The organism is Vibrio rotiferianus CAIM 577 = LMG 21460, assembly GCF_002741985.1.
In the GTDB taxonomy this organism is placed as follows: Bacteria; Pseudomonadota; Gammaproteobacteria; order Enterobacterales; family Vibrionaceae; genus Vibrio; species Vibrio rotiferianus.
Genome location: NZ_APHW01000104.1, coordinates 223,928 through 249,063 on the forward strand (window position 1 = coordinate 223,928; position 25,136 = coordinate 249,063).

23 protein-coding genes, 1 tRNA gene and 1 pseudogene are annotated in these 25,136 nt (G+C 43.7%); 14 read left to right on the plus strand and 11 right to left on the minus strand.

Features of this window, described 5'->3' with window-relative positions; translation table 11 throughout:
* Positions 1–258: 258 nt before the first annotated feature.
* Entirely contained in the window at positions 259–2,028 is a 1,770-nt protein-coding gene (locus tag B853_RS20700; RefSeq protein ID WP_038884432.1) for a choice-of-anchor I family protein, read from the minus strand.
* Positions 2,029–2,544: 516 nt separating this feature from the next.
* Between B853_RS20700 and B853_RS20715 the strand changes: the two genes are divergently transcribed.
* A complete protein-coding gene (locus B853_RS20715; RefSeq protein WP_038884434.1) occupies positions 2,545–2,889 on the plus strand; it encodes a HopJ type III effector protein in 345 nt (114 codons plus the stop codon).
* 59 nt (positions 2,890–2,948) lie between these two features.
* Here the strand turns inward: B853_RS20715 and B853_RS20720 are convergent, their stop codons facing one another.
* On the minus strand, positions 2,949–3,257 hold the full coding sequence (locus B853_RS20720) for a cysteine-rich CWC family protein (RefSeq protein WP_017188880.1): 309 nt from the start codon (positions 3,255–3,257) through the stop codon (positions 2,949–2,951).
* Positions 3,258–3,418: 161 nt separating this feature from the next.
* On the opposite strand from B853_RS20720, the gene B853_RS20725 reads away from it, so the two are divergent.
* The 5 genes and pseudogenes from B853_RS20725 (at position 3,419) to B853_RS20745 (ending at position 5,761) form a co-directional block, all read left to right on the plus strand.
* A complete protein-coding gene (locus B853_RS20725; RefSeq protein WP_038884435.1) occupies positions 3,419–4,117 on the plus strand; it encodes a DUF3313 domain-containing protein in 699 nt (232 codons plus the stop codon).
* 3 nt (positions 4,118–4,120) lie between these two features.
* Positions 4,121–4,336, plus strand: coding sequence for a DUF3820 family protein (locus tag B853_RS20730; protein ID WP_010451398.1), 216 nt, complete (start codon positions 4,121–4,123; stop codon positions 4,334–4,336).
* 41 nt (positions 4,337–4,377) lie between these two features.
* A complete protein-coding gene (locus B853_RS20735; RefSeq protein WP_010451400.1) occupies positions 4,378–4,620 on the plus strand; it encodes a hypothetical protein in 243 nt (80 codons plus the stop codon).
* Positions 4,621–4,708: 88 nt separating this feature from the next.
* Positions 4,709–4,819, plus strand: a pseudogene (locus B853_RS20740) (hypothetical protein); the annotation flags it as partial.
* 51 nt (positions 4,820–4,870) lie between these two features.
* Positions 4,871–5,761, plus strand: coding sequence for a DUF2076 domain-containing protein (locus tag B853_RS20745; protein ID WP_227741905.1), 891 nt, complete (start codon positions 4,871–4,873; stop codon positions 5,759–5,761).
* 423 nt (positions 5,762–6,184) lie between these two features.
* Here B853_RS20745 and B853_RS20750 read toward each other — a convergent pair whose 3' ends face one another.
* On the minus strand, positions 6,185–6,433 hold the full coding sequence (locus B853_RS20750) for a hypothetical protein (protein ID WP_010451403.1): 249 nt from the start codon (positions 6,431–6,433) through the stop codon (positions 6,185–6,187).
* Between the two features lie 259 nt (positions 6,434–6,692).
* On the opposite strand from B853_RS20750, the gene pcp reads away from it, so the two are divergent.
* The 4 genes from pcp to B853_RS20770 all read left to right on the plus strand — a co-directional run bounded on the left by pcp (position 6,693) and on the right by B853_RS20770 (position 10,230).
* Positions 6,693–7,331: a pyroglutamyl-peptidase I gene (gene pcp / locus B853_RS20755; RefSeq protein ID WP_038884439.1), complete on the plus strand. Its 639-nt coding sequence runs from the start codon at positions 6,693–6,695 to the stop codon at positions 7,329–7,331.
* A 178-nt stretch (positions 7,332–7,509) separates the two neighbouring features.
* A complete protein-coding gene (locus B853_RS20760) occupies positions 7,510–7,773 on the plus strand; it encodes a hypothetical protein (protein ID WP_038884440.1) in 264 nt (87 codons plus the stop codon).
* 64 nt (positions 7,774–7,837) lie between these two features.
* Positions 7,838–8,824 (plus strand): CobW family GTP-binding protein, encoded by a 987-nt coding sequence (locus B853_RS20765; protein ID WP_038884441.1) that lies wholly within the window; start codon positions 7,838–7,840, stop codon positions 8,822–8,824.
* A gap of 113 nt (positions 8,825–8,937) precedes the next feature.
* Positions 8,938–10,230, plus strand: coding sequence for a DEAD/DEAH box helicase (locus tag B853_RS20770; RefSeq protein WP_010451415.1), 1,293 nt, complete (start codon positions 8,938–8,940; stop codon positions 10,228–10,230).
* A 63-nt stretch (positions 10,231–10,293) separates the two neighbouring features.
* On the opposite strand, the gene B853_RS20775 is transcribed toward B853_RS20770, so the two are convergent.
* From B853_RS20775 to B853_RS20785, 3 genes are all read right to left on the minus strand, one after another.
* Positions 10,294–13,305, minus strand: coding sequence for a DUF6701 domain-containing protein (locus B853_RS20775; RefSeq protein ID WP_050568947.1), 3,012 nt, complete (start codon positions 13,303–13,305; stop codon positions 10,294–10,296).
* Between the two features lie 274 nt (positions 13,306–13,579).
* Positions 13,580–14,416, minus strand: a complete 837-nt coding sequence (locus B853_RS20780; RefSeq protein ID WP_038884444.1) for an arginase family protein — start codon at positions 14,414–14,416, stop codon at positions 13,580–13,582.
* Positions 14,417–14,422: 6 nt separating this feature from the next.
* A complete protein-coding gene (locus tag B853_RS20785; protein WP_010451423.1) occupies positions 14,423–15,157 on the minus strand; it encodes an IclR family transcriptional regulator in 735 nt (244 codons plus the stop codon).
* Between the two features lie 410 nt (positions 15,158–15,567).
* Between B853_RS20785 and B853_RS20790 the strand changes: the two genes are divergently transcribed.
* Positions 15,568–17,037, plus strand: coding sequence for an EAL domain-containing protein (locus B853_RS20790; protein ID WP_038884446.1), 1,470 nt, complete (start codon positions 15,568–15,570; stop codon positions 17,035–17,037).
* Positions 17,038–17,119: 82 nt separating this feature from the next.
* Here B853_RS20790 and modF read toward each other — a convergent pair whose 3' ends face one another.
* Positions 17,120–18,583, minus strand: a complete 1,464-nt coding sequence (gene modF, locus B853_RS20795; protein WP_038884447.1) for a molybdate ABC transporter ATP-binding protein ModF — start codon at positions 18,581–18,583, stop codon at positions 17,120–17,122.
* 285 nt (positions 18,584–18,868) lie between these two features.
* Here modF and B853_RS20800 point away from each other — a divergent pair, with 285 nt between their 5' ends.
* A complete protein-coding gene (locus B853_RS20800) occupies positions 18,869–19,474 on the plus strand; it encodes a hypothetical protein (RefSeq protein ID WP_038884448.1) in 606 nt (201 codons plus the stop codon).
* A gap of 205 nt (positions 19,475–19,679) precedes the next feature.
* On the opposite strand, the gene B853_RS20805 is transcribed toward B853_RS20800, so the two are convergent.
* Positions 19,680–19,770 (minus strand) — tRNA-Ser (locus B853_RS20805).
* Positions 19,771–20,099: 329 nt separating this feature from the next.
* Between B853_RS20805 and B853_RS20810 the strand changes: the two genes are divergently transcribed.
* Positions 20,100–20,780: a MaoC family dehydratase gene (locus tag B853_RS20810; RefSeq protein ID WP_010451478.1), complete on the plus strand. Its 681-nt coding sequence runs from the start codon at positions 20,100–20,102 to the stop codon at positions 20,778–20,780.
* A 51-nt stretch (positions 20,781–20,831) separates the two neighbouring features.
* Here the strand turns inward: B853_RS20810 and B853_RS20815 are convergent, their stop codons facing one another.
* Positions 20,832–21,659 carry a phosphate ABC transporter substrate-binding protein gene (locus B853_RS20815; RefSeq protein ID WP_010451480.1) on the minus strand — a complete coding sequence of 276 codons (828 nt, stop codon included), beginning with the start codon at positions 21,657–21,659 and terminating at the stop codon, positions 20,832–20,834.
* Positions 21,660–21,815: 156 nt separating this feature from the next.
* Between B853_RS20815 and B853_RS20820 the strand changes: the two genes are divergently transcribed.
* Positions 21,816–22,172, plus strand: a complete 357-nt coding sequence (locus B853_RS20820) for a DUF3024 domain-containing protein (protein WP_038888093.1) — start codon at positions 21,816–21,818, stop codon at positions 22,170–22,172.
* Here B853_RS20820 and B853_RS20825 read toward each other — a convergent pair whose 3' ends face one another.
* On the minus strand, positions 22,173–22,970 hold the full coding sequence (locus B853_RS20825; RefSeq protein ID WP_038888091.1) for a helix-turn-helix transcriptional regulator: 798 nt from the start codon (positions 22,968–22,970) through the stop codon (positions 22,173–22,175).
* A 67-nt stretch (positions 22,971–23,037) separates the two neighbouring features.
* Entirely contained in the window at positions 23,038–25,041 is a 2,004-nt protein-coding gene (gene rnb / locus B853_RS20830; RefSeq protein ID WP_038888089.1) for an exoribonuclease II, read from the minus strand.
* Between the last annotated feature and the right edge of the window lie 95 nt (positions 25,042–25,136).

Genomic DNA, 25,136 nt, shown 5'->3' on the forward strand with positions numbered 1-25,136 from the left:
AGAGAGATTCCGGACATCTCGTTCCTCGATTCCGGAATGACGTTGGTAGTGATGGTACTACTTGGAGGTGGAAGAGAGCTTTTCCACTTTGCAGGCTAGTATCGTTCTAAACTGTTAGGTTAGCTTCCGTCATTTTCGAGATCGACGAAGGAGCGAGTCGGGAATCTCACTCTCAAACAATGCTAACGCGTTATAAAAAGCGCCCGAACTTAAGTTCGGGCGCTTTACTTTTAATTTTGTTGTCTTGAAGAGCGAGAGTTAAAGCTCAATTCGAAACACAGATGTCGTACCTGACACTTCATTACCAACCGCGATAAAGTGTTGTCCGTTACGAGCAAAGTAGTTGATTGACTCTGGAGCCAAATCACCTGCTTTTGGATTGTAAGTGTCGTTCGTGCATTCGCCATCTTCCACCTCTGTACAAACTGGTTGGCTGTAATCACGACGGTTTACGTAATGCAGGAACTGCGCTTGTTTCGGGTCTGTGATGTCATAAATCATGATGCCGCCTTGACGCTCCAAGCCGATAAACGCGTAGTGACGACCATTGATTTGTGCTACTTCAATCGCTTCTGGCTCAATGCCTTTGTCGTCGCTGCGGTCATCGCCACTGTCATTGCTATCGTTGGTGCTGTTGAAGTTCTTACCTTCATTCATTAATGCGATGGTCGCGAAATCGTCACCACTATCGAAAACCAACTCACCGTTTTCATCCCAAATAGAGAACGAACGCGCGCCAAAGGCTTGAACATTGTCTTGCGCAGAAAGCGTTTTTTCTGGCTTAATCACTTTTAGACGCGCGAGTTGCTTGTTATCTTTTAGCGCCTCTGCCAATGGGTGGTCTGCTGCGACTTTCAGCTTCTTACCTCGTACCTCATCAACATGGCTTAAACAGGTGCCTTGCTCAGAAGTATATTCATCTGTACCGAGGTAATCGTCTTCATCCCACTTAAATCCCGCTTGGTCACATAGAGCTTGTGTTGTTTTGAAGCCATATTCACGACCGTCACCTTCGTTGGCAGAGAGGATGTACGTTTTACCGTTTACCGAGTAGCTGTCGAGGGTATCTGGCATGTACAGGCCAACCAGTTGAGGATAGTTCTTAAAGTTGCCAATGATTTTGTCTTTGTTTGAAGCATCCAGTTTTGAGTCAGACCAAGATTTCTCGCCCAGACCCACAATCTTCTCTACCGATTTACTTTCCGGGTTCACGATTGCCATCGCATTGTTCTCTTGCAGTGCAACGTAGATTTTGCCGTTGTCTGCAAAGGTAAGGTATTCCGGCTCTAGATCCTGCGCCACCGTGGCATTTGGACCAGAGATTCGAACATCAGCTGATAATTCAGACTTACGTGCACCATCGAACTCATTGAAACCAATCTGCGTGACTTCTGCTTGGTTTATGCCTTGGCTCAAGTCGATCAGCGTGATGCTGCCTTCTGGGTCTACACTGTAGTCACCATTTGGCTCACCTTCGTTTGCTGTTGCGATGTATCTGCCGTCTTTTGAGAAGCCAACCATGTCCGGCAGTGCGCCAGTAGGGAAGGTGGTGATCAGTGACAAATCATCCGAGCGGTACAAACCAACAATACCATTTGCCTGTTTATCGCTGTTTTCAATCGCAACAGCGACTAAACCATTAAAGACTGCAACACTGTTTGCTGCACCAATTTCAACGCCCGCTGCTTTGCCCGCGCTGTTGAGGTCAATGAATGCGGTTTGCGTTGGCACGCCGTTGTCATCCATAGAAAGCACATCGACACGTTTCGCTTGAGCGTTGACCACGTAAAGCTTGTCTGTACACGCATCATATTGAACGATTTCTGCTGCTGATGTGTCGAATGGTGCGTCAGCGATAGACGTTCCCATAAAGGTCAAACCTTGGATGGATGCCTCTCCCGCAACAGGTGCTACCGATGCTTTACATTGGGCTGAAAACGAAGAGAGAGAATCGTCAGGTTGAGATGAACATGCGATGGCAAGTGAAGATAATGCCAATACGCCTATTGCCTTAAATGGGGTGGTCATGATATTTCCTTATTAAACGGATACAATGTCACTCAATGCACCTACAGTAGATATCTATTCATTCACCAGCACAGTGAGGAATAGCGCATTGATTGAAGTGTTATGAGGGGCTGTTGATCTTTCGCGGTTAAATTTTGTTCGGATGGGGACGCCTAGTCAAAATCGTTTTAGGCGAGGCAAGGAGTGTGTCGCCTAGTCGTTCTAAGCAAATACTCCTTAACAAAGCATGAAACGATTTTGCGGGGGCGCCTAGCCCGAACCCTCCGGGCAGCGTTTGTTGGTCATTTCTACCGCGTTATCGACTTCTCATGTAGGCTAGCTACATAGCAAAGTCTCTGCCTTGTATAAATGTCCAACAATTCGCTGCAAAAATCAGCTCGAAAGGTCAACAGCCCCTAAATAAGGCTCTGAATATATTTATGATTTATGACCTTTGTATTGGCTTTTTATGAAACAAATGTTTCACTGTTTATCCAATGTTATTTGGGAAAGTAAAGGCACTAGGAAGTAGGAATAATGGAACTAAAACAATTTTTGGATGCGCTATCGGCATCACCAGAGACAGTAGAATTTGAAACGGTAATGGCAGCAATTGAAGCGAACTACGAGTTTACGCCAGCGGCCTTTGTGAATGGTGAAACCCAGAATAATGCAGGTGAGAACAACGGTTCATGCAAGATCTTCGCTTTTGGTCAACTGAATAACCTAAGCAAAGAGGCAACGTTGGCGTGTTTTGGTCGTTTCTACCGTGAAGATGTATTGGCGCACCCAGAGAGCAACGACCATCAAAACATTCGTAACTTTATGGTGACAGGCTGGGATGGCGTGAAGTTTGAATCCCAAGCGTTAGCGCAGAAATAGTTCGCAGAACTTACCTTCATTTCAATGATAGCCAGTCCGTTATGTCCTAGTTCGATAGGTTAGGCGACTGGCTTTTTCTCCAAACATTTACGACACAAACAAAGCTGTCCCGCCTCTGGCTTGGGTAGGTCTCTAGTCTCAATATCAAAGCACCAGCACGTCTCTTTCCCCGCAGCAATATCGCAGTGCGCGTTCGTGCCACACTCAGGGCATGAATGGGTTGAATCATTTCCAACCAATTGCTCGATGATCGCGTCTCGTTGAGCATCAGACTTATCTTTCCACTGCACGATTTCTTCCATAGTTCGGTGACAGCCAGAACAGATTCCGCCGTTATTTTTACAGGCTGCGCGGCAAGGTGACTTCATTATTTTTCTCGTTATGCTTTCCAGTAAGCGGCGTACTTTAACATGAAATTGTGTAGCGGGAAGCTCAATCCTTGATTCAGCAAAATACCCATTAGGTGAATAAATACTGGTCAATTTTATATGGGATGATAAACTGTATATTCAAAATTTGAGGAGTTGGTATGTTTAAGTCATTGGTAGAGCGTTTGTTTAAAGCTTCGGTAGTCGTATCTCTGGGTTTGGTCTTGAGCGGATGCGCTGGTGGTCCTGTCGTAAGTGCGACGAAATTCACCAGTTATGAAGATTTTCGTCCAGGCCCAGAGGGTGGCGTTGATCTTGTTTGGGCCAGAGTCGGTTTGCGCGATGCTACTCGGTTGAAAGAGAAAATGGATGATTACGACAGCGTGGTAATTGACCGAGTAATGGTTGTGGTTCAAGAATCTGAGCTCGATGATGAAGAAATCCAAGAGCTGACAACTTACATGGTTGAGCAGTTAAAAGCGCGTATCTCACCCGTAAAAAAGGTTGTCGACCAACCCGGAGAAAAAACACTTCGCTTGAGTATTGCCGTCAGTAATGTGGAAACGCCGAATCCTGTCCTTGCTGTCACTTCAAGTATTCTGCCGGTTGGTTTAGGGATCTCTACCATCTCAAAAATCACGACAGGTGAGCACACCAATGTAGGTTCCGCGACAGTGGAGTTACTTGTGAGTGATTCTGAGAGTGATACGCCGCTGTTTGCTGCAATTGATCGCCAAGCAGGGAACAAAGACTTCTCTACCATGATTGATTCTTTAGACGACGCCAAAGATGCAATTAACTGGTGGGTCGATCGCTTGGGTGTTACTCTTAGCCAAGATGTATCCCAACAGACCCCGTAGTATATGTTAGAAAAAGAAAACCTTATCAAACTCGCTCGAATGCAAATGCCGTTTGGCAAATACGCTGGGCGTGTACTTATTGATCTCCCAGAAGAATACCTACTCTGGTTCGATAAAAAAGGTTTTCCGGAAGGGGAGCTAGGTGACTTGTTGAAACTCTGCCTTGCATTAAAAATTGAAGGCCTAGACAGTGTTGTTAAGCCTTTAAAGCGCATGTAATCTGCCACAGCAACTCCCCATTTTTAAATAAAAGAATGTCCATGAATTTTGATATCAATACACTGAAACACCATCAACTCGTCGAAGATGGCCAACTAGAAGGGTGTTACCTTCATCAGCCCGCTCAAGGTAGTCAGCAAAATGACAAAGCCGTTTTGGCAGAACGCCAAGCGTTGGAGAAGATGGGGTACAAGGTAATACAGGTTAAAGCCAAAGGCGGGACAACAACGTTTGCCGAAGCGATGCAAGAGTTTGCAAAGAAGACCGGTCACCAGCCTAAGTAGTAAGTGAATGGGGCTGGGGCTTTTTACATCAGTTAGTTAGCTCCTGCTGTCACCATTTTGTCCATTCGTGAGTTAACACAATAAAGGTTTCCCCAATGTGGAGTGTGGACACGTTTTACAACACTGCTTGGACCTAAAAGTTAAGGGGTTAGATTCGGTTATGAAGCCGTTTAAGTACGCCCCTTTCCTACGATATTAGAGACAGAAACCACCATCCTCCTAACTTATTAGAGAGTCGAAGCAAGCCAATTTGTTCGCAGGCAGACTTACAGACGATATTGGAAATTTGCAATATAAGTTTGTCTTGCTATCGGCATCAGGTAATCGGCGTATTGTGCGGATCTGTAATTTTATTTCTCGTCGCTATGCGAGGATATTTATGACCCCACAAGAACAAGAACTTATTCAAAAATTGGCTGATAAAATGCGTGTTAATCAAAGCAACGCAAAAGACGCCGCAGCCGCTCAGCTAATCCAAGAGCAGATCGCATCTCAATCCGACATTGTTTATCGTCTTACACAAGTCGCTCTGGCGCAAGAAGTTGCACTCAAAGATCTAAAAGAACGTAACGAGTATTTGCAACGCAATGCAGATTTTTATAAACAAGAATCTAACAGAGGTAGCCTGAACCGTATGTTTGGCAGGGCCAGCACACCACCGTTGCCACCTCAGCCTGCTTACCGTCCTAGTGCCTTTGGCGGCTTCATGCAAACAGCTGCCGGTGTTGCCACTGGGATGGTTGCGGGAAGTGCATTAAGTCATCTTTTATTTGGCGGTGAGCATAGTTCACCGATGGTGGAAGATGTTACCAACAACACCATCATTGAGCAGCCTGAAGAAAGCGCAGACTCCCAAATAGATCCCTCACAGAATACCTCTAGTCAACCAACTGATACAGCAGATAACAGTGGGGGCTTTCTGGATGGCACCGATGGTTATACGCAGGATTACACAGGCGGAGGTTGGAGCCAAAACTCAGGTTTTGATGACAATTCGGATTTTCAATCATCAGGCTTTGATGATAGCAACGCGTTTAATGATGATGCATTTACGAATAATGATGCTGATAGCTTTGGTGGGGGAAGTGTCTTTTTTAGTGGCGATGATCTCGACTTTGGTGATGATGACAGCCTATTCTGAACATTCAAGGGCTAGACTGTGTCGTTCATCTATCTAAATATAGTAACTGGACGTTCTAAAAATCGCTGCTTAGTCAGCGATTTTTGGTATCTAGATTTGTCTATCTAAGACCTAAAAAAGCCCCGCTTAGCCCAAGGCTGTCAAGCGGGCTCTGCGGGGCAAAAAGAACAGCTAGGAACTCTGCTCTTTGATGGTGTCTGGAAACGAATGTTTGAATCGCTTCCGATATAGATTCTAGAAATTTCCCATCTTGCTTTGTCAGCGAAATGTCACGTCTGTCTACCATGCAGACAAGCTTATTTTTTATTTTTGAACAATAGCTTAGAAAGCAAACTACGCTTGTAGGAATAGGCGAAATGCTCTGACAAAAGGCACAAAAAAACTCGCCATGTAAGCGAGTTTTCTATCAATTGAAGCTCTGGATTAGTGTCGACGTTGAGGGCCGTGACGAACGATGTCTTTACCGTGTTCGTAAACATGTTGAGAAACCCAACGGCCAAGAACCAGTTGATGCTTGTCATCTAGTACCGCTACAAATGGGCGGCCATCTGTGTTGTTTGTCGCTAGTGCTACGCCTGCGACGCCTTCAAGGCCTAGCGCACCACTTTCAACTAGGTGTAGGAAAGCTTCTAGCTCTTCCAATGTTTCGATAACGTGATTATCAATATTCATTGTCTTCAATCTCTTCGAATTGTAGATACTCTATTGGCGCGTACTCTACCTAAGTTGCAGTGAGAAACCAAGCAACGATTTGATTGGAATAGCCGAGGTCGCGGGGTAAAGAGGAGCGTATCTCATATTTGTCGGCAATTGGGCGTCGTGATCTTGGGCTGGTCATATCTGCAACATAATAAAACTTGGCTTTGTGATGCTAAGTTGTTGTAAATTCGAGTACTAACCTCAGAGTTTTACCATTAAAGGGAACAGCCCAATGAAGAAAGTACTAATTACAGGTTTTGAACCGTTTGGTGGTGAATCCATCAACCCCGCTTTGGAGTCGGTAAAACGACTCGACGGGAAACAACTTAATGGTGGGGAAATTGTTGTTTGCCAAGTGCCAGTAACGCGTTACGAATCCATCGACACTGTGATTAGTGCTATTGAGCAACATCAACCAGATATTGTGATTACAGTAGGGCAGGCGGCAGGACGCGCAGCGATTACGCCAGAACGTGTAGCGATTAATATCGATGATTTTCGTATTCCCGATAATGGTGGTCATCAACCAATCGATCAGCCCGTTGTCTCTAGTGGTCCAGATGCGTATTTTACTACATTGCCGATTAAAGCGATGACTAGTGCTCTTCAACACGCAAACATCCCATGCCAAGTTTCGAATACCGCAGGGACATTTGTCTGTAATCACCTCTTTTATGGTGTTCAGCATTACTTACGTGATAAATCCATTCGTCATGGGTTTGTTCATATCCCACTTTTACCTGAGCAAGATGCGTCAGGAAATCAGCCTACCATGTCACTAGGCGTTATTGTTGAGGGGCTCAAGCTATTGGCTCAAGCCGCTATTGATAATGAAGCTGATATAGCCGTCACTGCTGGCCAAATCTGCTAACAAACAGAGTTAACTTGAGTATTTAAGCAAACACCGAGCGAAGACATGCTCGGTGTTTTTGTATCTGTTAAGTCGCTCAAATTATGTTCGTTATGAAAGGAGTAGCATTAATTCATCAAGTAGAGGAGTTGACTCTCATTCTGGTTGGTGTCCCATTCAATAAAAAAGGCGAACTTTCATGAAAAGCAATAGAAGTAAGATCATTGCGCTTTCCTCTGCGGTTGTTTTCGCTTTGGCTATTGCTGCCCTAAAATTCGAAAACACCCTTGGACTGCTTCCTATCCTTATCGCTATTGGCGCGTTTTTTACTTGCGTCATTCATACCAGCATGCATCTTTCTGGTGTGGGAAATGCAGATACGTTTGGCTATTACGAACGCTCGCAGCGAACAAAGGCGAAAGCATTACATAAAGGCTTAGAATCCCGCGATAAAAAGCGTTGAAGCAAGTTACATTCTCCGTATACTTTGGCAAAGCATTTAAAGCACAAGCTTGTCGGAGAAAAGCATGTCACATCGAGTACCTACTAACATACTGACGGGATTTCTTGGCGTCGGTAAAACCACGACCATTCTGAACTTACTGAAAAACAAACCAGAAAACGAAAACTGGGCTGTGTTAGTGAATGAGTTTGGTGAGATAGGTATCGATGGCGCGATGATGACCGACCAAGGAGCGCTGATCAAAGAAGTACCGGGCGGCTGCATGTGCTGTACGGCAGGTGTCCCTATGTCTGTTGGTATCACGGCTTTGCTGCGTCAAAATCCAGATCGCCTTCTTATTGAGCCAACGGGGTTAGGCCACCCCAAGCAAGTCATAGCCACACTGACTTCTGAGCAATACTTGCCATACGTTGACCTTAAAGCAACTATCGCGCTTGTGGATCCGCGCAATTTAAGTGACGAAAAGTACCTATCAAATAAGAACTTTGTTGATCAATTAGATAGCGCAGATGTGGTCATCGGTAGCAAGGTCGATCTGTGTACCAGTCATGACATTGACGTATTCAACAATTGGGTAACCGACCAAACGCCTTCAAAAGTGTTCAGTAAGCTGATTCACGATGGTGACTTACCGATTGAAGTGTTGGACATCGAACGCGTGCACGGTAGTGCATCTTCCCACATTGAAGCTCATCACCATGACCATGCACATCAAGAGCCACAATTCCAATTGCCTCCTGGTGAAGCCTTTATCCGTAAAGAAAACAAAGGGCAGGGGTACTTTAGTTGTGGTTGGTTGTTTGGTGCAGAATATACGTTCAATTTCGACCAACTGTTCTCAATGCTATCTGAACTAACGGCTGAACGTGTGAAAGCGGTGATGAACACAGATCAAGGTTGCTACGCGTTTAATGTAGCAAATGGCGTTGTATCCGTGAACCAAATGAGTCTAGAGGGTTTCGAATCACGTCTAGAGGTCATTGACTCGCAATTGATGCCTTGGGATCAGTTAGAAGCGATCCTGCTAAAACTCTGCGGAATTGCTGATTAATAACGCATAGGTTGGTGCTTAGTAAAAAAGTGAGATAAATCACTGGAATTCGGGTATAGTGCACCGCTAAAATTTTTATAGCTATTTAGTGATTTGTTTAAGGAATACGCTCAATGTCATTTTCATCTCAAGGTTTTGCGCCAGAAGTGGTAAAAGCACTGGCAGAATGCGGTTATGAGAAGTTAACGCCAATTCAACAGAAGGCGATTCCAATGGCTCGTAAAGGTCATGATATCTTTGCAACTGCGCAAACGGGTACAGGTAAAACAGCCGCGTTTTCTCTGCCTATGATTCAACAGTTGTTAGAATCCGGTCGCAGCGCATCTCGCAAAACTGCACGTGCACTGATCATGGCTCCTACTCGTGAGCTAGCAGAGCAAATCGCAGACAATATCAAAGCATACACTAAGTACACAGACCTATCGGTTGCCGCAATCTTTGGTGGCCGTAAGATGTCTTCTCAAGTGACAGCGCTAGAAGGTGGCGTGGATATTCTTGTTGCGACGCCTGGTCGTCTAGAAGAGCACATCGAGCAAGGCAACGTATCTGTAGCAAACATCGAGTTTCTTGTGTTTGATGAAGCGGACCGTATTCTTGATATGGGCTTTATCCATGCTGTACGTAAAATCATGATGGATGTGGATACAGACCCACAAATCATGATGTTCTCAGCAACAACATCGAGCCAGTTGAATCTATTGGCGAAAGACATCCTTCGCAAGCCAAAGCGTATTGAAGTAGAGCGTGCAAACACAACGGCACAAACTATCGCACACGTACTTTACCCAGTGGATCAAGAGCGCAAGACTGAGCTTCTTTCTGAGCTGATTGGTCGTAAGAACTGGAAGCAAGTATTGGTGTTTGTGAACTACAAAGAGACCGCGAACGATGTTGTAAAAGAGCTTAAGCTAGATGGCATCAAAGCCGTTGTGTGTCACGGTGACCGTGCACAAAGCGCACGTCGTCGCGCGTTAGAAGAGTTCAAAACGGGTAAAGCTCGCGTAATGGTTGCAACAGATGTAGCGGCTCGTGGTCTGGATATTGAAGATCTACCACACGTGGTGAACTATGACATGCCATTCCTAGCAGAAGATTACGTTCACCGTATTGGTCGTACAGGTCGTGCGGGTAAACAAGGTCACGCCGTATCATTTGTTAACCGCGAAGAAGAGTTAACTGTGGTGCAGGTTGAAAACCTAATTCAACAACACATTCGTCGTATCGAGTTAGCGGGTTACGAGCCAAAGCAGCGTGAATCTTACATCGAGAAGCTAAACTCAAAGCCTGCGTTCAAGAACCGTCAAGGTCGTCGTAATAACCCGAACCAATCGGCAACAGACCAAGGTTCAGCAGAGCGCCGCCTAGCAATGGTAAAACGCCTAAAAGCGCGTCGTTCTTCTAACTAATCGAACAAAATTAAAAACGCCCCTTACTCTAGGGGCGTTTTTATAACAATTGGCACAAGAATACTAATTTACGCCAATTAGGTTTGGCTCTCCACGATAAATCACTCGGTCGTTACCTCTGTTTACCCCGAAAGTGACAATAACCGGGGGATCTTCTTCACCATTGCTAGCGTTATCCCAGTTATAACGCAGCCAAGGCAAATTATTTGCACCGTTGGCAAGATCTAGATGGAACTTAACTTGTTCGCGGGATGGCGTCGTTTGCGATGCAAGAACTTGTAGCGTGCGGCCTACTACAAGGCTCCCATCACCAGAAAGCGAAGCGGTCGATGTTGTGCCATCAGACCACAAGATATCAGAGCGACTATGTGTACTATCAAAGCCCGTCTGGCTGTCACTGAAGTTCGTGGTGAAGCGACCATTCTCCCAATATTCTACATCTAAAGGCACTTTGATCTGTTGACCTTGAGGTCCACCAACATCTCTAAATTTTAAGCGACCAAATCGAACGTCCGGTTGGGTTGTCAGGATATGCGAGTCGTCGAAAAACTCGAATTTATCTACTTTGCTTAAGTAGGTTAGGCCAATTTTACTGAGTGTTGCATGGCTTCCTGTGTTGAATGGCCCATCGGGGTAGCTTCCTCCAATGTCGTCCTTTTCCCAGCAGGCACTGTTTGAACAGTCGTATTTCGACGCAGATGATTTGATAAGAAACGTACCAATACTTCTGCTTGCTAAGTCACTCCATTGCACCTGAGTAGGGCTAGGTGGCACAAACCTATTGGTATAGTTGCTAAGCTCTCCCAAGGTGAAGTTTTGTTGTTTCTTAGGTGCAAAATAGGCATAGTTTGCCACGTCAGACTTGTGCGCGTTTAATGCTACAACGGTATAGCTAACACTCGTAAGTGGCTGGTTCATATAAACAAAAGATTGACCAGATGGGTACTCCCAGTTCTGGTTAATGACTTTGAAATGCTTTGGATAGAATCGACCTACGTGTCGATAGCCTTGGTTAATATCACTGTTCGCAACATCAACCTTTATGGTCAAGCTGCCGACCTCATTCCAGTATAACTGGTCAAATACATAACCAAGCCCAGTGTTTTGGTGATTAAGCTTACTTAACCCCATTAGCCCTTCTAATAGAACTGTCTGATTAGCTGCGTTCTGAGTCGGAGTATGTTGTTCACTCGATAACTTGATGCTGGCAGAAGGGGAACCGTAATTCATGAAGTTTGAGGTTACGCGGATGCTATCACCACAGTACGCAGTAGTGTTTATAGGATCACTTAAGGAGCCTCCAGACTGCCAAACAATAGGCTTAGTAAACAGAGAAAATAGCTCACTTGCCGCGACAAACCCTGCGCCATCACTTGAGGTGCCCGAGGGTAAAGCTGCGTTCTCGCCGTTTGGGCAGATAGCAAAGGTCCAAGGCCTTGACTGAACGAGGAACTGGCCGGTTACTTCACTGTGACCGCTTTCAGGGCATTTGGCGAATCCAGTACAGTCGAATGTATCGGTTAATTGGATATTAAACGAACCTGATTCATAAGTAATTAGGCTAGCATTGGATACACCGTGTTTGAACTCTGGCTGGTAGTTAAGATCACCCAGCGAGCCATTTGTCGGTGAAACGACAGATGGGGTGATAGTTGGGATTGCAGAATAATTTGAGGCTTCGACTGCCTCTCCTTCTTCTGTACAGGCGAGAATGCGTGTATTGATTGTCTCGGGCTTGCCTGCAACAACTTGAATTTCCCCAACAGGAATTCCTGGGTCGAGAGAATATGCTTCAAATATAAATGGCTTAAACTTAAACTCTGCGAGTTTAGATTGCGTGCGATCTGTCACTAATTCTGCTGTGACGCTGTAAGTTTTATCAAAATCGACATTTTCAATTTGGTTTGCTTTGACTTTAATTTGAACGACTAGCTCGCCAGAATCATTGGACGTAAACAACCAAGGGTTAGTTGAGTCTTGTGAAGCTCCGGAGATCATTATCACGTCGAAGAAATCAGAATCGGCAATCGACAGTTGAACCTGTAGGCTTTCTCCAATGGCATTGTTTTTAGTATTAATAGTAAAGGTTGGCGGTTCATCACCACACATTAATGCTAAATCATCTTCAGGAGAGATGGTAAGCTCAAAGTCGTCCTCCTGAGGAGGTAGCATATCACATACAGGAATATCTACTGATGTGATAGGGCAGGCCAAAGCAGAATAGTCACAGTTTGATTGGTCAATACCACAATAAAGCTGAATGTTACTTGGCTTATCCCCATAACTCTTAATATCACCACATACCTCGGTGTTATTCGGCAATACTAATGGCTGAAAAGTCTCAATTGCTAACTCTGTATCGTAAAATGCGCCTTCTAAATACCCTGTTAGGCCTTCAGAACGGACCTTGCCAAATACACTGATGTCTTTAATGTTCAATGAATGCAGCGCGGAGATATTACCGACAATATAGTGGTCACCAAGTGGTGCGCTAGTGTTGATTTCAAACAGATGTCCACTTGACTTGATATCTCCACATATATTGGTGTTCGTTAGAGTCGAAGTACTTAGTGTCGTTATATTACCTATTACAGTGTTGTACTGACCATTAACCGCAAGTGTAGAGCCGTTTAGAGTAACATCCCCTTTAACAAGGACATTTTCTAGCGTCATAGGATGATCTGAGGTGAGGTTACCATAAATTGTTGTATGGTTATTTTGATAATCAATACCAGTAGCTGTGTTGTTATTGACTGATAATTCAACAGCATAAGAACGTAGTGAGATTGGGTTCGAAGCAGAGCCAATTGCGTTACTCCCTCTCAGAACTATACCTGAATGGGCAGTAAGCGATACCTCTCTATTATGCGTTGATACCACTTTGTACCCATGAGGCAATTCAATCTTAGATGGGCAATGGAATACAACACTGCCATCAGGTTGTACTATTTCTTGAAAGTTCTGACCTAGACAAATTTCATTGAGCTGTTCAAGATTTGTGACATCAACAGTCGTTGCTTGGCCGGCAAAGGGAAAAAGTAGTGCCGCACCAAAAATGCTAACAAAACGCATCATTAAGTATCCTATTTCCGTGGAACTCAATGGCATCAAGCAAAGGTAGAAAGGAGCATCTCCCCAAGTTACTTAGGGGGATTCACTCTATAAAAATATGTGTGTCATTATTTTTTGGTACGTTATACCAAGCTATTATGCGCTAGATTACAACTTAAGTGTGATGTTAGTTCAAGACCAAATGATGATATCAGTCGCATACAAGTATGAAATATTGTTAGGAAATATGAATTTGCCTGACGTATGGAGCTAGGGCATAGTCCAGCTCCAAATATCACTAGGCAGCATGGTCAATCAGAGGGGCCATTTGGTAAAGTTCTTCCAAAATAGCTTTGGTTTGTTTCGAGTATATGAGTCGGTCTTTATCACCGACCAACTGAATTGCACGTACTTTTCCACTGACTAGGCTGTGTCTTATCGTGCGTAATGCCATCTGGAGGTCAAGGCATGTACCTTCTAGGCCATTTTTCGGTATGAGAGAACTTAGGTCAACGCTCAGAATGACTTGATCGCAATGATCAAGATAGTTTGAAACTTGTTGTTTTAGATGGTTACGATGTCTAAATACGAACTCTCGGTCGGTTATCCAATCGCACCCCTGATCTTCAGCGTATTCCCACATTGTTGAAGCAGCCCCTGCTTCAGTTACGCCAGCGAAAAAAAGTCGAACGTTATTGTATCGAGTAAGAGCAAAATGAAATGCAGACCCCAGCCTTGGTTCAAGAGTTTGATTCAGATTCATCTTATGGCCGATACTGATGATGCCGATTTCATCTCGTTCATGAACAACTACGGGTAGAATAGAGAGTATTACTTCGGAGCAGTTGGTCAAAATCACAGGAATTGAGTGTCGGGATAAAGACAAACTCAATGTTTCTTGGAAATCACCACTATCAATTTGGGGATGATCAAAGTGACCAAGGTTAGCAGCGGAACCTTGGTCATGCTGTTGGTAAAGCCAGTCACTAGCGTTGTCCAAGCTTTGATTAGCTAGATCATACGTTGCAGCAGTCATGGGGGTTAAATGTTCACATACCGTCATAAAAGAAAAAGGGTGGTGGTGAACGGGTTTTGATGCTCTATGAAATGCGTAACGTTTGAAAAAGCTTAACATGGTGAATTACCTTTCTGGCGGCAACGCCCTCGCTGCCTGCAACACATGTAAAATGATACGCTGCTTATCCTTTTCGACTCGGTGTGCTGGAGCCATGACAGATACAGCACCAATTAACTTGCTGCCTTTCATCACTGGCGCACTAATACCAGATACACCTGGGTCTATCTCAGAAGTACTAACTGCGTAGCCATTTTTCCTAATGGTGCTTAACTCTTGTTCCCATTCGTCCATACGATGATCCTCACCAAAATGGCGAAGGATTTTTTCGCATCGTGCCTGGGGCATATAAGCCAGCATCACTTTAGATGAGGCGCCCCGCAGCAATGGTTGACTTTGACCCTGGACGTAACTGCAACGAAGCGCCTGCATACTTTCTTTCTGTCGGACACAAAGCGCGCGATAACCAGAAGGCACCATGTAAGCTGCCATTTCTCCCGTCTGTTGGACGAGACGAGACAGAATGCTTTCTACCATGTCTAAGCCATGCTGCGCGGTTTCGTAGCTGTGCATTAAAAGCAGTGCAGCGGGGCCGACTACAAAGGTCTTGTCATGGACGCTTTCTTCGATCAGGTTCCACTCTTTTAGCAACTTCAAATGGCGATATAAGCTACTTAAAGGCACATTCATTTGTTCGCTAAGCGTTTTTGCAGAAACCGGGAATGGGCTAACAGCAACTTGCATCAATAATTGAAGGGCTTTTTCGTTTACCTGATTAGCGTTGGCTTTGTTTGTCGTCATAGGTGCGTTGTAACGTGATAAAGAGGATGTCTCAACTATAATTCTTAACTGTCGAGAAAAGGAAAATATTTATAAACCATTATTCTCATTTGATGAGAAAAGTGCTGTCTGATTTCTGGTTATGAGCAAGCGTGCTTCTATGCAAGAACCAAGAAGTAGTTTTGGATTAGTAGGGGTCATCTAAAGGGGCTTGCTCGTGTGTGGTTAATTGTCTGCTAATTTTATTGTCGCGTTGAACTATCGACGCTTCCTTAGTGTAGACTTTGAGGCCCATTAAGAGTCTTACCTAAATTGTTGTTATATTTGCAGTAATGTTAGGTTGTGCTCATACTCATTTAGGAATGAAATGCATTGAGCAATCCTACCGACCAAAGAGCAGGGGTGTCGACGTTGAATTGGAGCGATAACGAATGCTAAGCAAAGCAACGCTAAAAAAAATCAGCATATTCTTTATTCCTGTCCCTTTAATCTTGGCGCAGGTGTTTTTTCTCGCTCAACAGAATATTCAAAAAAACCTAGATAATATTTTAGAGAGAAACATACAAGTTGCCGATCAAATACTGTTCCATATCGAAACTGAAAATAAAACGGCATTAATAGACCCGACAAGGTGTGAAGCGTTACAGCAAAACCTAATGTTTGAAAGAAACATTGATGAAATGCTGGTTGTTCACGGTGACAACATTATCTGTTCTTCTAAGTTAGGTTCGATATCCAAACCTTTGGACAGTTATTTAAAGCAATATGGCACTGATACACTGTCTTTCGCGCGTATACACGGTTACCCAGAGCAAGTCCTGACACTCACCACACAGAGCACCGAAAATCCAGAGTATCGCGCTATCACCATTGTGGATAGGGACTATTTTGGTGCGACTATTGGTTATAAAAATGATCTTCGTCTTAAGCGCTCGGCACTGTATGTGGGAGAAGGTGTTGCTCCGCTTGGTTCGCTCAAGCAAGGTGATAATCCCATCGCCATCGCTCATTCTAAAATCTTTGATTATGAAGCCTTACTCGAAGCCAGTAATGTCTATATTGAGCAAAAAGAGCTGTCTTATTTTATTTCAGCGATCCCCCTCCTACTGATTTTCTACTTAACGATTTATATCGTGACAAAGTTTGTCGATCCTCAGAGAAGCTTGCTCGTAGATTTGAAAAAGGCCATAAAAAGGAAAGAGCTGGCGCTGTATTATCAGCCACAAATTGATGCAATAACCGGTGAATTAAAGGGGTGCGAAGCGCTTCTACGTTGGAAGCACAAGAGTCGTGGTTTTGTCTCTCCAGATAAATTCATTGTAGCTGCGGAACAAAACGGGCTGGCGAATGACATCACCGATTATGTTTTGGATAAAGCACTCAAAGACTTTTCTAATAGTCATTACTCAAAGCCTTTTCATTTAGGCGTCAATGTACCACCTGATTATCTCTCAGACGCGCATGTTATCCATAAGATAGAGCGCATCCACAAGAAACTAAAACAAAATAATGTTTTCTTGGGGATTGAGATTACCGAGCGCCAGCTTATCGATGAAAATACGCAGAAGTACATTTCAGCGCTGCGGGTGCATGGCATAGAAGTACTTATTGATGACTTTGGTACGGGGCAAACTTCTCTGGCAGCTCTGCAACACATGAGAGTGGATTACTTAAAAATAGACAAGTGTTTTGTCGATACAATCGGTATTGAGAGTGTTAACGCTCCGGTTTTGAATGCCATTGTCCGATTTGCCAATGAGCTTGAGATAAAGCTCATTGCGGAGGGAGTGGAAACTGAAGCGCAAGTGAAGCATCTTATTGATCTAGGAGTAGATTTCCATCAAGGTTACTTTTACTCAAAGCCTGTGCCATTTAAGCAACTATTACTTAATTATCAGTAGGGTTGTGTATTTGAGAGGCGTATTCTTAGGGCCGAAAGATAGCTTAAGAATACGCAACTCTTGTCGGTTAAAGTTACGACTTCTATTCTGCTCCAGATTTGAAGAGATAACCTTTGTAACAGCTTGCTTCGTTATCAAACCTAAACTCTAAGTAGTTTTGAATGCTTTCTATACCATCTTCTTGGTAATGTGAAACATATAAAAGCTGACTTAACTTCTCCTTCGCTATCAACCCAAGCGTGTTTTTTACTAACATTCGCCCCAAGTAATCTAAGCCTTGATAAGGTTCGTCCAAAATTAGCAATGTAGGCTGTTTAACAATAGCGCGAGCGATAAGAAGCAAGCGCTGCTGACCATATTCCAGTTGTTTAAAAGGGGTCTTTTGATATTGGCTCATGTGTAGAATTGTCAGCCAATCCTTCGCAATATTGATCTCATTCTTAGTCGGTTGTGAGTAAAGACCAATTGAATCATAGAATCCCGATAAAATGACTTCTAACGCGCTGCAGTTAACTCGATATTGAAGATGTAGGGCGGAGGACACCATACCGATATGTTGCTTTATTTCCCAGATGCTTTCCCCACTGCCGCGTTTCTTACCGAATATATGGATATCATTACTGTAACACTGGGGGTGATCGCCAAATATCAACCCTAACAAGGTGCTTTTACCGCACCCATTCGGCCCTTTCACTTGCCAGTGTTGGCCTTTATCAATGCGCCAATTTAAGTCAGTGAAAATGGTCTTGTCGGTGTATTCCACTTTGCCACTCTTAAGTTCAAAAATTGGATTTTCAAAATGGGTTGTATGTTGATGCTGACGAATTAATGCCATCATCTCTTCGCTTTGTTTCTCTGACTGGGACTTAATCTGCGCGATGATGGGGTGCTGATCCCAGCTTTGCTTGTCCATTGTGCTATCAAGTTTGCCACCATTGAACAGTGCTACTTGATCTATCCAGTCGGGCATGTCGGATTCACGAGAGAAGGTAATTAGGATTTGAACCGATTGAGAGAGCGTTTGAAGATACTTTGCCAATGAAGCACGGTGCGCTACATCTAATCCTGTAAATGGATTATCTAACAACACTAGATCTGGTTTTGCCGCGAGCGCACGGGCGAGCATTGCACGTCTCGTTTCACCAGTAGAAAGCACTCTAAACCCGCTCTCGGCCAAATGTGATAAGTCGAGCTCTTCAATTACTGTTTGTGCAAAGGGGTCATCTTGGCAGACGTCAAAGATCAAGTTATATACTGAGCTGCCTTGGTCAATACGATCGAGAAAATCGGTGTCATCTCTTTCGATCTCCAACTCTAGCAAGCGTTGTTGTTCAGAAAGAGATACTTGAGCAATCTGGCAACCTTGGACGTTCAGTTCACCTGAGTCAGGCGTAATTTCTCCGCACAGTAAGTCACCAAGCATAGATCCAATATCGCCCTCAGAGCTGAAAATGCCCCAAGATTGTCCTGCTTCAATGTGCCAATTGTCGATAGAGAGGGTGGAGGTATTTTCCTTTGCAGTAAGCTGATGAAACTCAATCGGCATGGTGTCTGTCTTCCATGATTTATTGTTGTGTTATTTGTTATACCAAGATTGCTCTCGCTATTGCTATTTTTTGTCAAATGAGACTCGAACTAATTGGATAAAATGTGACCTGAAAAATGTGCAAGCAACAGTTGTATTCGTGAAAGCATCTCTCATTCAATGGGAATGGTGTACTGTTTTTTGTTTTCTATCAAACATCAGTAAATATGATGTGGTATATAATCGATTGCATATTCTCTTGAGTAGAGAAATGACAAAATGAAAAAGATATAAGAGTTGATAAAAATGAAAACCAAAATGTTGTCTATTGCGCTCATGTTAGCTCCTCCATTAGTTTCGGCTAAGTGGTTAAATACAGACAATACTGATGAAATAAGTGAGCGTCGTACTTTAAGTGCTTTCTCTTATAAGTATCAGCAAGAAGAAAGCATTGGCGTTAGGTGTGATATCTCGAGTGGAATAAAGGAAACTCTACTCACTTTTGATGTAGATAGCGCGCTTGGTGTCCCTAACACAGAAGTAGATATGTTTGTCAAAGTAGATGATAACAAGCCAATAAAATTTAGAGGGCGTTTATACAGTAATTCTTATAGATCAGGCTTTGTTCGTATGAACGATAAAACTGGCGTTCAAATTAGCAAACTATTAGCTCAAATGATTGCTGGAAACAGAGCTTTCGTTAAAATTCAGAACGATAGACGTTCCGAAATTGTTGACTACAGTGTGAGCTTATCTGGTTTCACATCTTCCTCAAATAAGACCCTCTCTGCCTGTGATTTGAACCCAAAAGCAGTAGAGATGAAAGCTGAAGATAAAGACAGATTAAGTGAAATCAACGAGGCAATAAAAAAGCTAAATTCTGAGAAAGAGGCAATTTTATCCAAGTATTAACGAAATTGAGTTGTATTTAACTCAACGTTTAAGTTTATTCCTTAAACCGCTGAAATACGAAAAAGCCCGCTAATCTCTTAGCGGGCTTTTTCTGGAATGTGGCGGAGTGCTGGGGTCGCACACGACTAGGGATTTAGAAATCCCTTAATTTTCCAAATGCTAAAACGACGAAAGCCCGTTGATTTCTCAACAGGCTTTCTAAATGTGGCGGAGAGATAGGGATTTGAACCCTAGATACGCTATTAACGTATGCCGGTTTTCAAGACCGGTGCTTTCAACCACTCAGCCATCTCTCCGTTGCGGGGCACATAATATGTTGTGGCATAGAACTTGTAAAGCATTGATTAGCGGCAAATGAACTGTTTGCCTGTTTTGTAATCAGTGGTTACTGTGCTGTTGCGCATGAAAGGTGAAAGAAAGAGAGCGGAAATCGCTAGATAGTAGAGCAATGACTTTAATGATGACTTGTATAATAAAATAGTGTTTTATTGGTAAGCTTATGAAATTAAAGGATAACTAGGCTTTGAGTATACATGTGTTCGCCCGAAAGTATTTGCAACAGAATGTGAACTAATTCAAAATTAACTGGTATAGCCAGTTGTGCTGAGTTTCTCTAAGGGTATTTATGAAGGTCACGAATCTATTTAAAGACAAAGTTGGTGCGATTTCTGCTCATCAATCAGAGTTTATGAATTGGATGTCTCCAACGCTGCGCGATTATTGGAGTGACTTCTTAGGTAGGGCACAAAACAGTTTTCTCTTTTCCAAAGTGCGCGACCATCAGCAACCAGCGGTGAATGAGGAAGTTATCCCTCAACCTGAGCCGATCGTACTTAAACCAGAAGCTCAAGTTCTATTCGATGAGCTTAGCGAAAAAATTGGCGAAGTGATCCATGTTGGTGATTGGGTTCACGTATCTCAAGAGCGTATTAACCAATTTGGTTCGGTAACAGAAGACATGCAATGGATTCATACTGATCCAGAGCGTGCCGCGACTGAGTCCCCATTTAAGACAACGATCGCTCACGGATTTCTAACGCTAGCGCTGCTGCCTAAGTTGACTGATTCTGTTGACCCAGAAAAGCCAATGTTTCCAACAGCGAAACTGGTTGTGAACCTTGGTTTGAATCAAGTTCGTTTTCCATATCCAGTCAAAGCAGGCAATAACGTACGCGCATCAAGCAAACTAACGAAGATCACTCCAATTAAGAAAGGTCTTGAGATTGAGCGTGAGATAAAAGTAGAAATTGAAGGGATACGTCGCCCAGGTGCGGTTGTTGTATCCGTAATTCAACTGCACTTCTAAGCAAAGAATTGATAAAAAAAGAGAGCTAAAATTAGCTCTCTTTTTTTGTTTTTACTGGCTGAAGCTCTTAACCGGTGTGTAGCCATAATCGGCAATGGCTTTTTGTCCTGTTTCAGACTTTAAGAATGAAACGAACTCTTTTCCTGCTTTATCTAATCCATCAACTTTGTACAAGATTAAGAAAGGGCGCGCCAACTTGTACTTATGACTTGCGATATTTTTTGCTGATGGTGTAGTTCCTTCAAACTGAATAGCTTTTACCGACTGATCGACAGAGCCTACTGAGATAAAACCAATGGCATGCGGGTTGTGGTTCACGATGGTTTTTACCATGCTATTGCTGTTGACCACTAAGTTGTTTGGGCTGATATCTGAGACAAGACGGTCGTTCACGACTTTAGTTAGGCCAAGTAAGCTTTCGAAGCTATAACGAGAACCTGAAGAGGCTTCACGTGTTACCACAGCGATCGGCTGATCATTGCCGCCCACTTGTTGCCAGTTATTTATTTTTCCTTTGTAGATATCAAAAAGTTGCTGTTCTGAAAGGTTATCTAAAGAGTTGGTACGGTTAACAACAACGGCTAATCCATCATAGGCGATGGGAATGACGTTTAAGTCTTCACCTTTTTCTCTTTGGGTGAGGTATCGCGAACTCATGCCGATTTCAACCACACCTTTATTTACCATAGTGATCCCGGCGGTAGAGCCAATGCCCTGTACAGCGATGTAGTTATCTGGGTGGACTTTATTGTATTCCTCGGCAATAACATCCATAACACGGGCAACAGACGTTGAGCCAGAGATATTGATTTCCTTCGCGATTGCCAAAGGAGCAGACAGAGCCATGGCTAAAATACTTGCCATAGTTAAACGTAACATATTGAACTCCAAAAGTAGTATACAGCAGCGCATATGATATTTCGTTCAGGTTACACTTTTGTGAACGGGAAATACGATTGCCAAATAGTTCTGGTTTACACTGCTCTTAGTTGGTAGGTTCAACCTATACTGATGTTAGGTTCTAGGAGTATCTTTATGTCCGTTTCTCGATTGGCTATGAGTCGACTTAATAAAGCGATTCAAACATTTTGTTCTAAGCGAAATGCTAGCTTACCTGTTGAGTTAGGAAAAAGTTTGTATCAGCCAATTGATAATGGTGTAGAGCTATACCATGCGCACTACTTGCTAGATTCTCAACATAGTGAATACACATCTTCCATTGCGCGGATACTCTTTCATGAAGACACGCAAACATGGCTGTTTTTTGTTCCTAGCGAAGGGGAAAAAGAAGGCTGCGAGTGGGTACCTTATTCAAGCTTGCCACGCTGTAAAGAGCTTGAGGATCTTATTGCGGAGTTAGAGTCCGATCCTCAAGCATGTTTTTGGCAATAATTATCGAGTGATTTGGTTTCGGAAATCTTTCGGTGTCATGTTGTACACAGATTTGAACGCTGTACTAAAGTGAGCCGCACTTTTGAAACCAGAATCGAACGCAATTTGCGTGATTGATTTTTGCGATACTCTTAGCTGGGTAGCAGCATAGTTAATACGCTTTACCTTTAGTATATGTGAGAAAGACATGTCATCAGCTGCTAGGCGTCGCTTCAATGTCGCGATAGACATGCCTAATTCAGCGGACACTATCTCAAGTGTGATATCTTTCTCGATGTTTTTCTCAATATAGTCGATGATTTTTTGTGAATCACTCAGATGACCTGCGTTGTTAATAATACTAAGAAGGTTAGGTTGAACCTCGGCCATCATTGCAATTAACGCCAACGCTAGGTGGCATTGAGCTAATTCATTCTTCTGTTTAGAAACTAAGCTCACTAATAGGTCTTTTGCTACCGCGATGTCGCCGTACTGATTTGAATCAAACGGGTAGAACAGTCTTGTAGAGGCTGTTGAGGCCGCTCCTTCAAGTTGGTGAAGGTTAGACAACAATTCGCTATCAAAGACTAGGGCGGTTGCTTGAAAGCCATTCTCACCAGCTTGTGACTCAGCAGTAAGTAAGTCTTCTGAGTTATAAAGAGCGAAGTCCCCAGCTTTCCATTCCATTTCTTGCCCATCGGGCTGGTGGACGAGCAGTGAACCCTCTTCAACAATGTACAAGCCATTATGCGGAGTTGTGTATCGTTCACTTTTTCTAGCAGTAAAATGATTAAAACGTAGTATCTGTATATTCGGCATAGGCTCTTATGTCTTTTACAAAAACAAAAAAGGCGCTCATTTGAGCGCCTTTTTTAACGAACAGCTGTTATTCGCTTACTGTCTCTTTGGCATCAGTTGCCGGAGCGTCAGCAAATACTTGTGTTGGTTTAGCGACCAAACTGCGATTCTCTTGATTCACATCAGTTAGAATAACTTCTAATGTATCACCCAGTTTGTATACCACTTCTTTATCGATCGAAACAGTACCGTTGTCGCCATTGCACTCAATTCTTTCTTTATTATCAAGAATCAAGCTACCAGGAATAAAGGCTGCTGCGCCATTTTCGAGAAGTCGGACACGTGCTCCCGCACGATTAATGTCAAAAATCTCACCTGTGAAACACGTTTGCTTGTTTGGCTCGTCTGCAAGAGTACGTGCGTATAGCCAATCAGAGACATTTCGTTCAGCGATTTTATGATGCTTACGATGCAATGCTAGCTCTTCGCCAACTTCATCATCTGGTGTTTGGATCGGTTCTTTGTTTAGAATCACGGCTTTCAGCATGCGATGGTTGATCATATCGCCGTACTTACGAATTGGTGATGTCCAAGTCGCGTAGATGTCCAATCCCATTGCGTAGTGAGGCAGTGGTTGGTTACCCACTTCGCTGTAAGTTTGGAATTTACGAATGCGATTATCTAGGTACGAGCTTTCTTGAACACCCAACCAGCGGCGTAGCGCAGCAAAACCTTCTAATGTGGCGATAGATTCCGCTGTGAACTCAAGCGTGCCTTCAGGGTTTACCATTTGAACGACGTCTTCGATCTTTTCTGCTTTCAAACCTGCGTGCGTGTTGAAGACGCCCGTTTCAAACTTGTCACGAAGTGTACGGCCAGCACAGATGTTTGCGGTGATCATAGACTCTTCAACTAGGCGGTTTGCACTGCGACGCATGTCAGCGTGGATTGCTACAACGTCGTTGTCTTCGCTCAGTTCGAAGCGGTAGTCTGGACGATCTGGGAATACAACTGCGTTCTTTTCACGCCAATCTGCACGAGCAAGTGAGAAGTCATACAGATCACGAACGATAGTCGCGATCTCTTCTGATGGCTGCCATCTGTCTGAGCTGCCGTTTTCTAACCAATCAGAGACGTGGTCGTATGCAAGACGAGCGTGAGATTTGATGTTTGCAGCGAAGAAGTTGATGTCATCACCAATTACGCCATCTTTGCTTACTGTAACTGTACAGCAGATAGCAGGGCGGATTTCACCTTCGATTAGAGAACATAAATTGTCAGCTAGATCACGAGGCAACATTGGGATGTTGCGACCTGGAAGGTAGATAGTGTAGCCACGCTCACGGGCGACCTTATCCATATCATCTTCAGGTGTGATGTACGCGGTTGGATCCGCGATTGCGATAGTCAGTTCGAAATCACCAGATTCTGTTTTTTTCGCGTACAGTGCATCGTCCATATCTTTGGTTGATTCGCCATCGATAGTTACGAAAGGAACGTGAGTCATGTCGACGCGTTCTAGATCTGCGTCGTCTTTCAGTTCCCAGTTTTCGATGCCTGCTGGCTCAGAGTTTGGTAGATCGTTTTGAGCAAGCGTTACCCACCAAGGAGCAATCTTGTCGTTTGAATCAGTAATCTTCTCAGAAATTTCTACGAAGAAAGTGTTATCGCCTTTAAGAGGGTGGCGAATAAGATGTGCGACAACCCAGTCGCCTTCTGCGAATTCGTCAGGCTTTAGACCTTTCTTTAGCTTTGCTTTAAGAGATAGCTTCTTAAGCTGTGGGTGATCAGGTGCAACGTTTAGCTTGCCTTTGAACATTTTTACTCGGCCAATAAAGCGAGTTACGGCTTGTTCTAGCAGCTCTTGTGGTTCTGCAACTTCACGTTCGTTTTCCGTGCGGATGATGGCAACCACTTTGTCGCCGTGCATGCACTTCTTCATGTACGCTGGTGGGATGAAGAAGCTGGTTTTGCTATCCACTTCCAGGAAGCCAAAGCCTTTATCAGTTGCTTTGACTGAGCCTTCTTTTTTAGGCAGATTTTCTTGGATTTGCTGCTTAAGCTGAGCTAATAGTGGGTTATCTTGAAACATCTTTTTTTTAACTTACCAATGGAGTTGGGCACACTATAATCATTGCGCGCTATTATTACTACTGAAAGCGCGCAAATTCGCCCCTGTTTATTGAC

Coding starts and splice junctions, on each gene's coding strand:
- B853_RS20700 (WP_038884432.1), bottom strand. CDS start 2,028: ATGACCACCCCATTTAAGGCAATAGGCGTATTGGCATTATCTTCACTT.
- B853_RS20715 (WP_038884434.1), top strand. CDS start 2,545: ATGGAACTAAAACAATTTTTGGATGCGCTATCGGCATCACCAGAGACA.
- B853_RS20720 (WP_017188880.1), bottom strand. CDS start 3,257: ATGAAGTCACCTTGCCGCGCAGCCTGTAAAAATAACGGCGGAATCTGT.
- B853_RS20725 (WP_038884435.1), top strand. CDS start 3,419: ATGTTTAAGTCATTGGTAGAGCGTTTGTTTAAAGCTTCGGTAGTCGTA.
- B853_RS20730 (WP_010451398.1), top strand. CDS start 4,121: ATGTTAGAAAAAGAAAACCTTATCAAACTCGCTCGAATGCAAATGCCG.
- B853_RS20735 (WP_010451400.1), top strand. CDS start 4,378: ATGAATTTTGATATCAATACACTGAAACACCATCAACTCGTCGAAGAT.
- B853_RS20750 (WP_010451403.1), bottom strand. CDS start 6,433: ATGAATATTGATAATCACGTTATCGAAACATTGGAAGAGCTAGAAGCT.
- pcp (WP_038884439.1), top strand. CDS start 6,693: ATGAAGAAAGTACTAATTACAGGTTTTGAACCGTTTGGTGGTGAATCC.
- B853_RS20760 (WP_038884440.1), top strand. CDS start 7,510: ATGAAAAGCAATAGAAGTAAGATCATTGCGCTTTCCTCTGCGGTTGTT.
- B853_RS20765 (WP_038884441.1), top strand. CDS start 7,838: ATGTCACATCGAGTACCTACTAACATACTGACGGGATTTCTTGGCGTC.
- B853_RS20770 (WP_010451415.1), top strand. CDS start 8,938: ATGTCATTTTCATCTCAAGGTTTTGCGCCAGAAGTGGTAAAAGCACTG.
- B853_RS20775 (WP_050568947.1), bottom strand. CDS start 13,305: ATGATGCGTTTTGTTAGCATTTTTGGTGCGGCACTACTTTTTCCCTTT.
- B853_RS20780 (WP_038884444.1), bottom strand. CDS start 14,416: ATGTTAAGCTTTTTCAAACGTTACGCATTTCATAGAGCATCAAAACCC.
- B853_RS20785 (WP_010451423.1), bottom strand. CDS start 15,157: ATGACGACAAACAAAGCCAACGCTAATCAGGTAAACGAAAAAGCCCTT.
- B853_RS20790 (WP_038884446.1), top strand. CDS start 15,568: ATGCTAAGCAAAGCAACGCTAAAAAAAATCAGCATATTCTTTATTCCT.
- modF (WP_038884447.1), bottom strand. CDS start 18,583: ATGCCGATTGAGTTTCATCAGCTTACTGCAAAGGAAAATACCTCCACC.
- B853_RS20800 (WP_038884448.1), top strand. CDS start 18,869: ATGAAAACCAAAATGTTGTCTATTGCGCTCATGTTAGCTCCTCCATTA.
- B853_RS20810 (WP_010451478.1), top strand. CDS start 20,100: ATGAAGGTCACGAATCTATTTAAAGACAAAGTTGGTGCGATTTCTGCT.
- B853_RS20815 (WP_010451480.1), bottom strand. CDS start 21,659: ATGTTACGTTTAACTATGGCAAGTATTTTAGCCATGGCTCTGTCTGCT.
- B853_RS20820 (WP_038888093.1), top strand. CDS start 21,816: ATGTCCGTTTCTCGATTGGCTATGAGTCGACTTAATAAAGCGATTCAA.
- B853_RS20825 (WP_038888091.1), bottom strand. CDS start 22,970: ATGCCGAATATACAGATACTACGTTTTAATCATTTTACTGCTAGAAAA.
- rnb (WP_038888089.1), bottom strand. CDS start 25,041: ATGTTTCAAGATAACCCACTATTAGCTCAGCTTAAGCAGCAAATCCAA.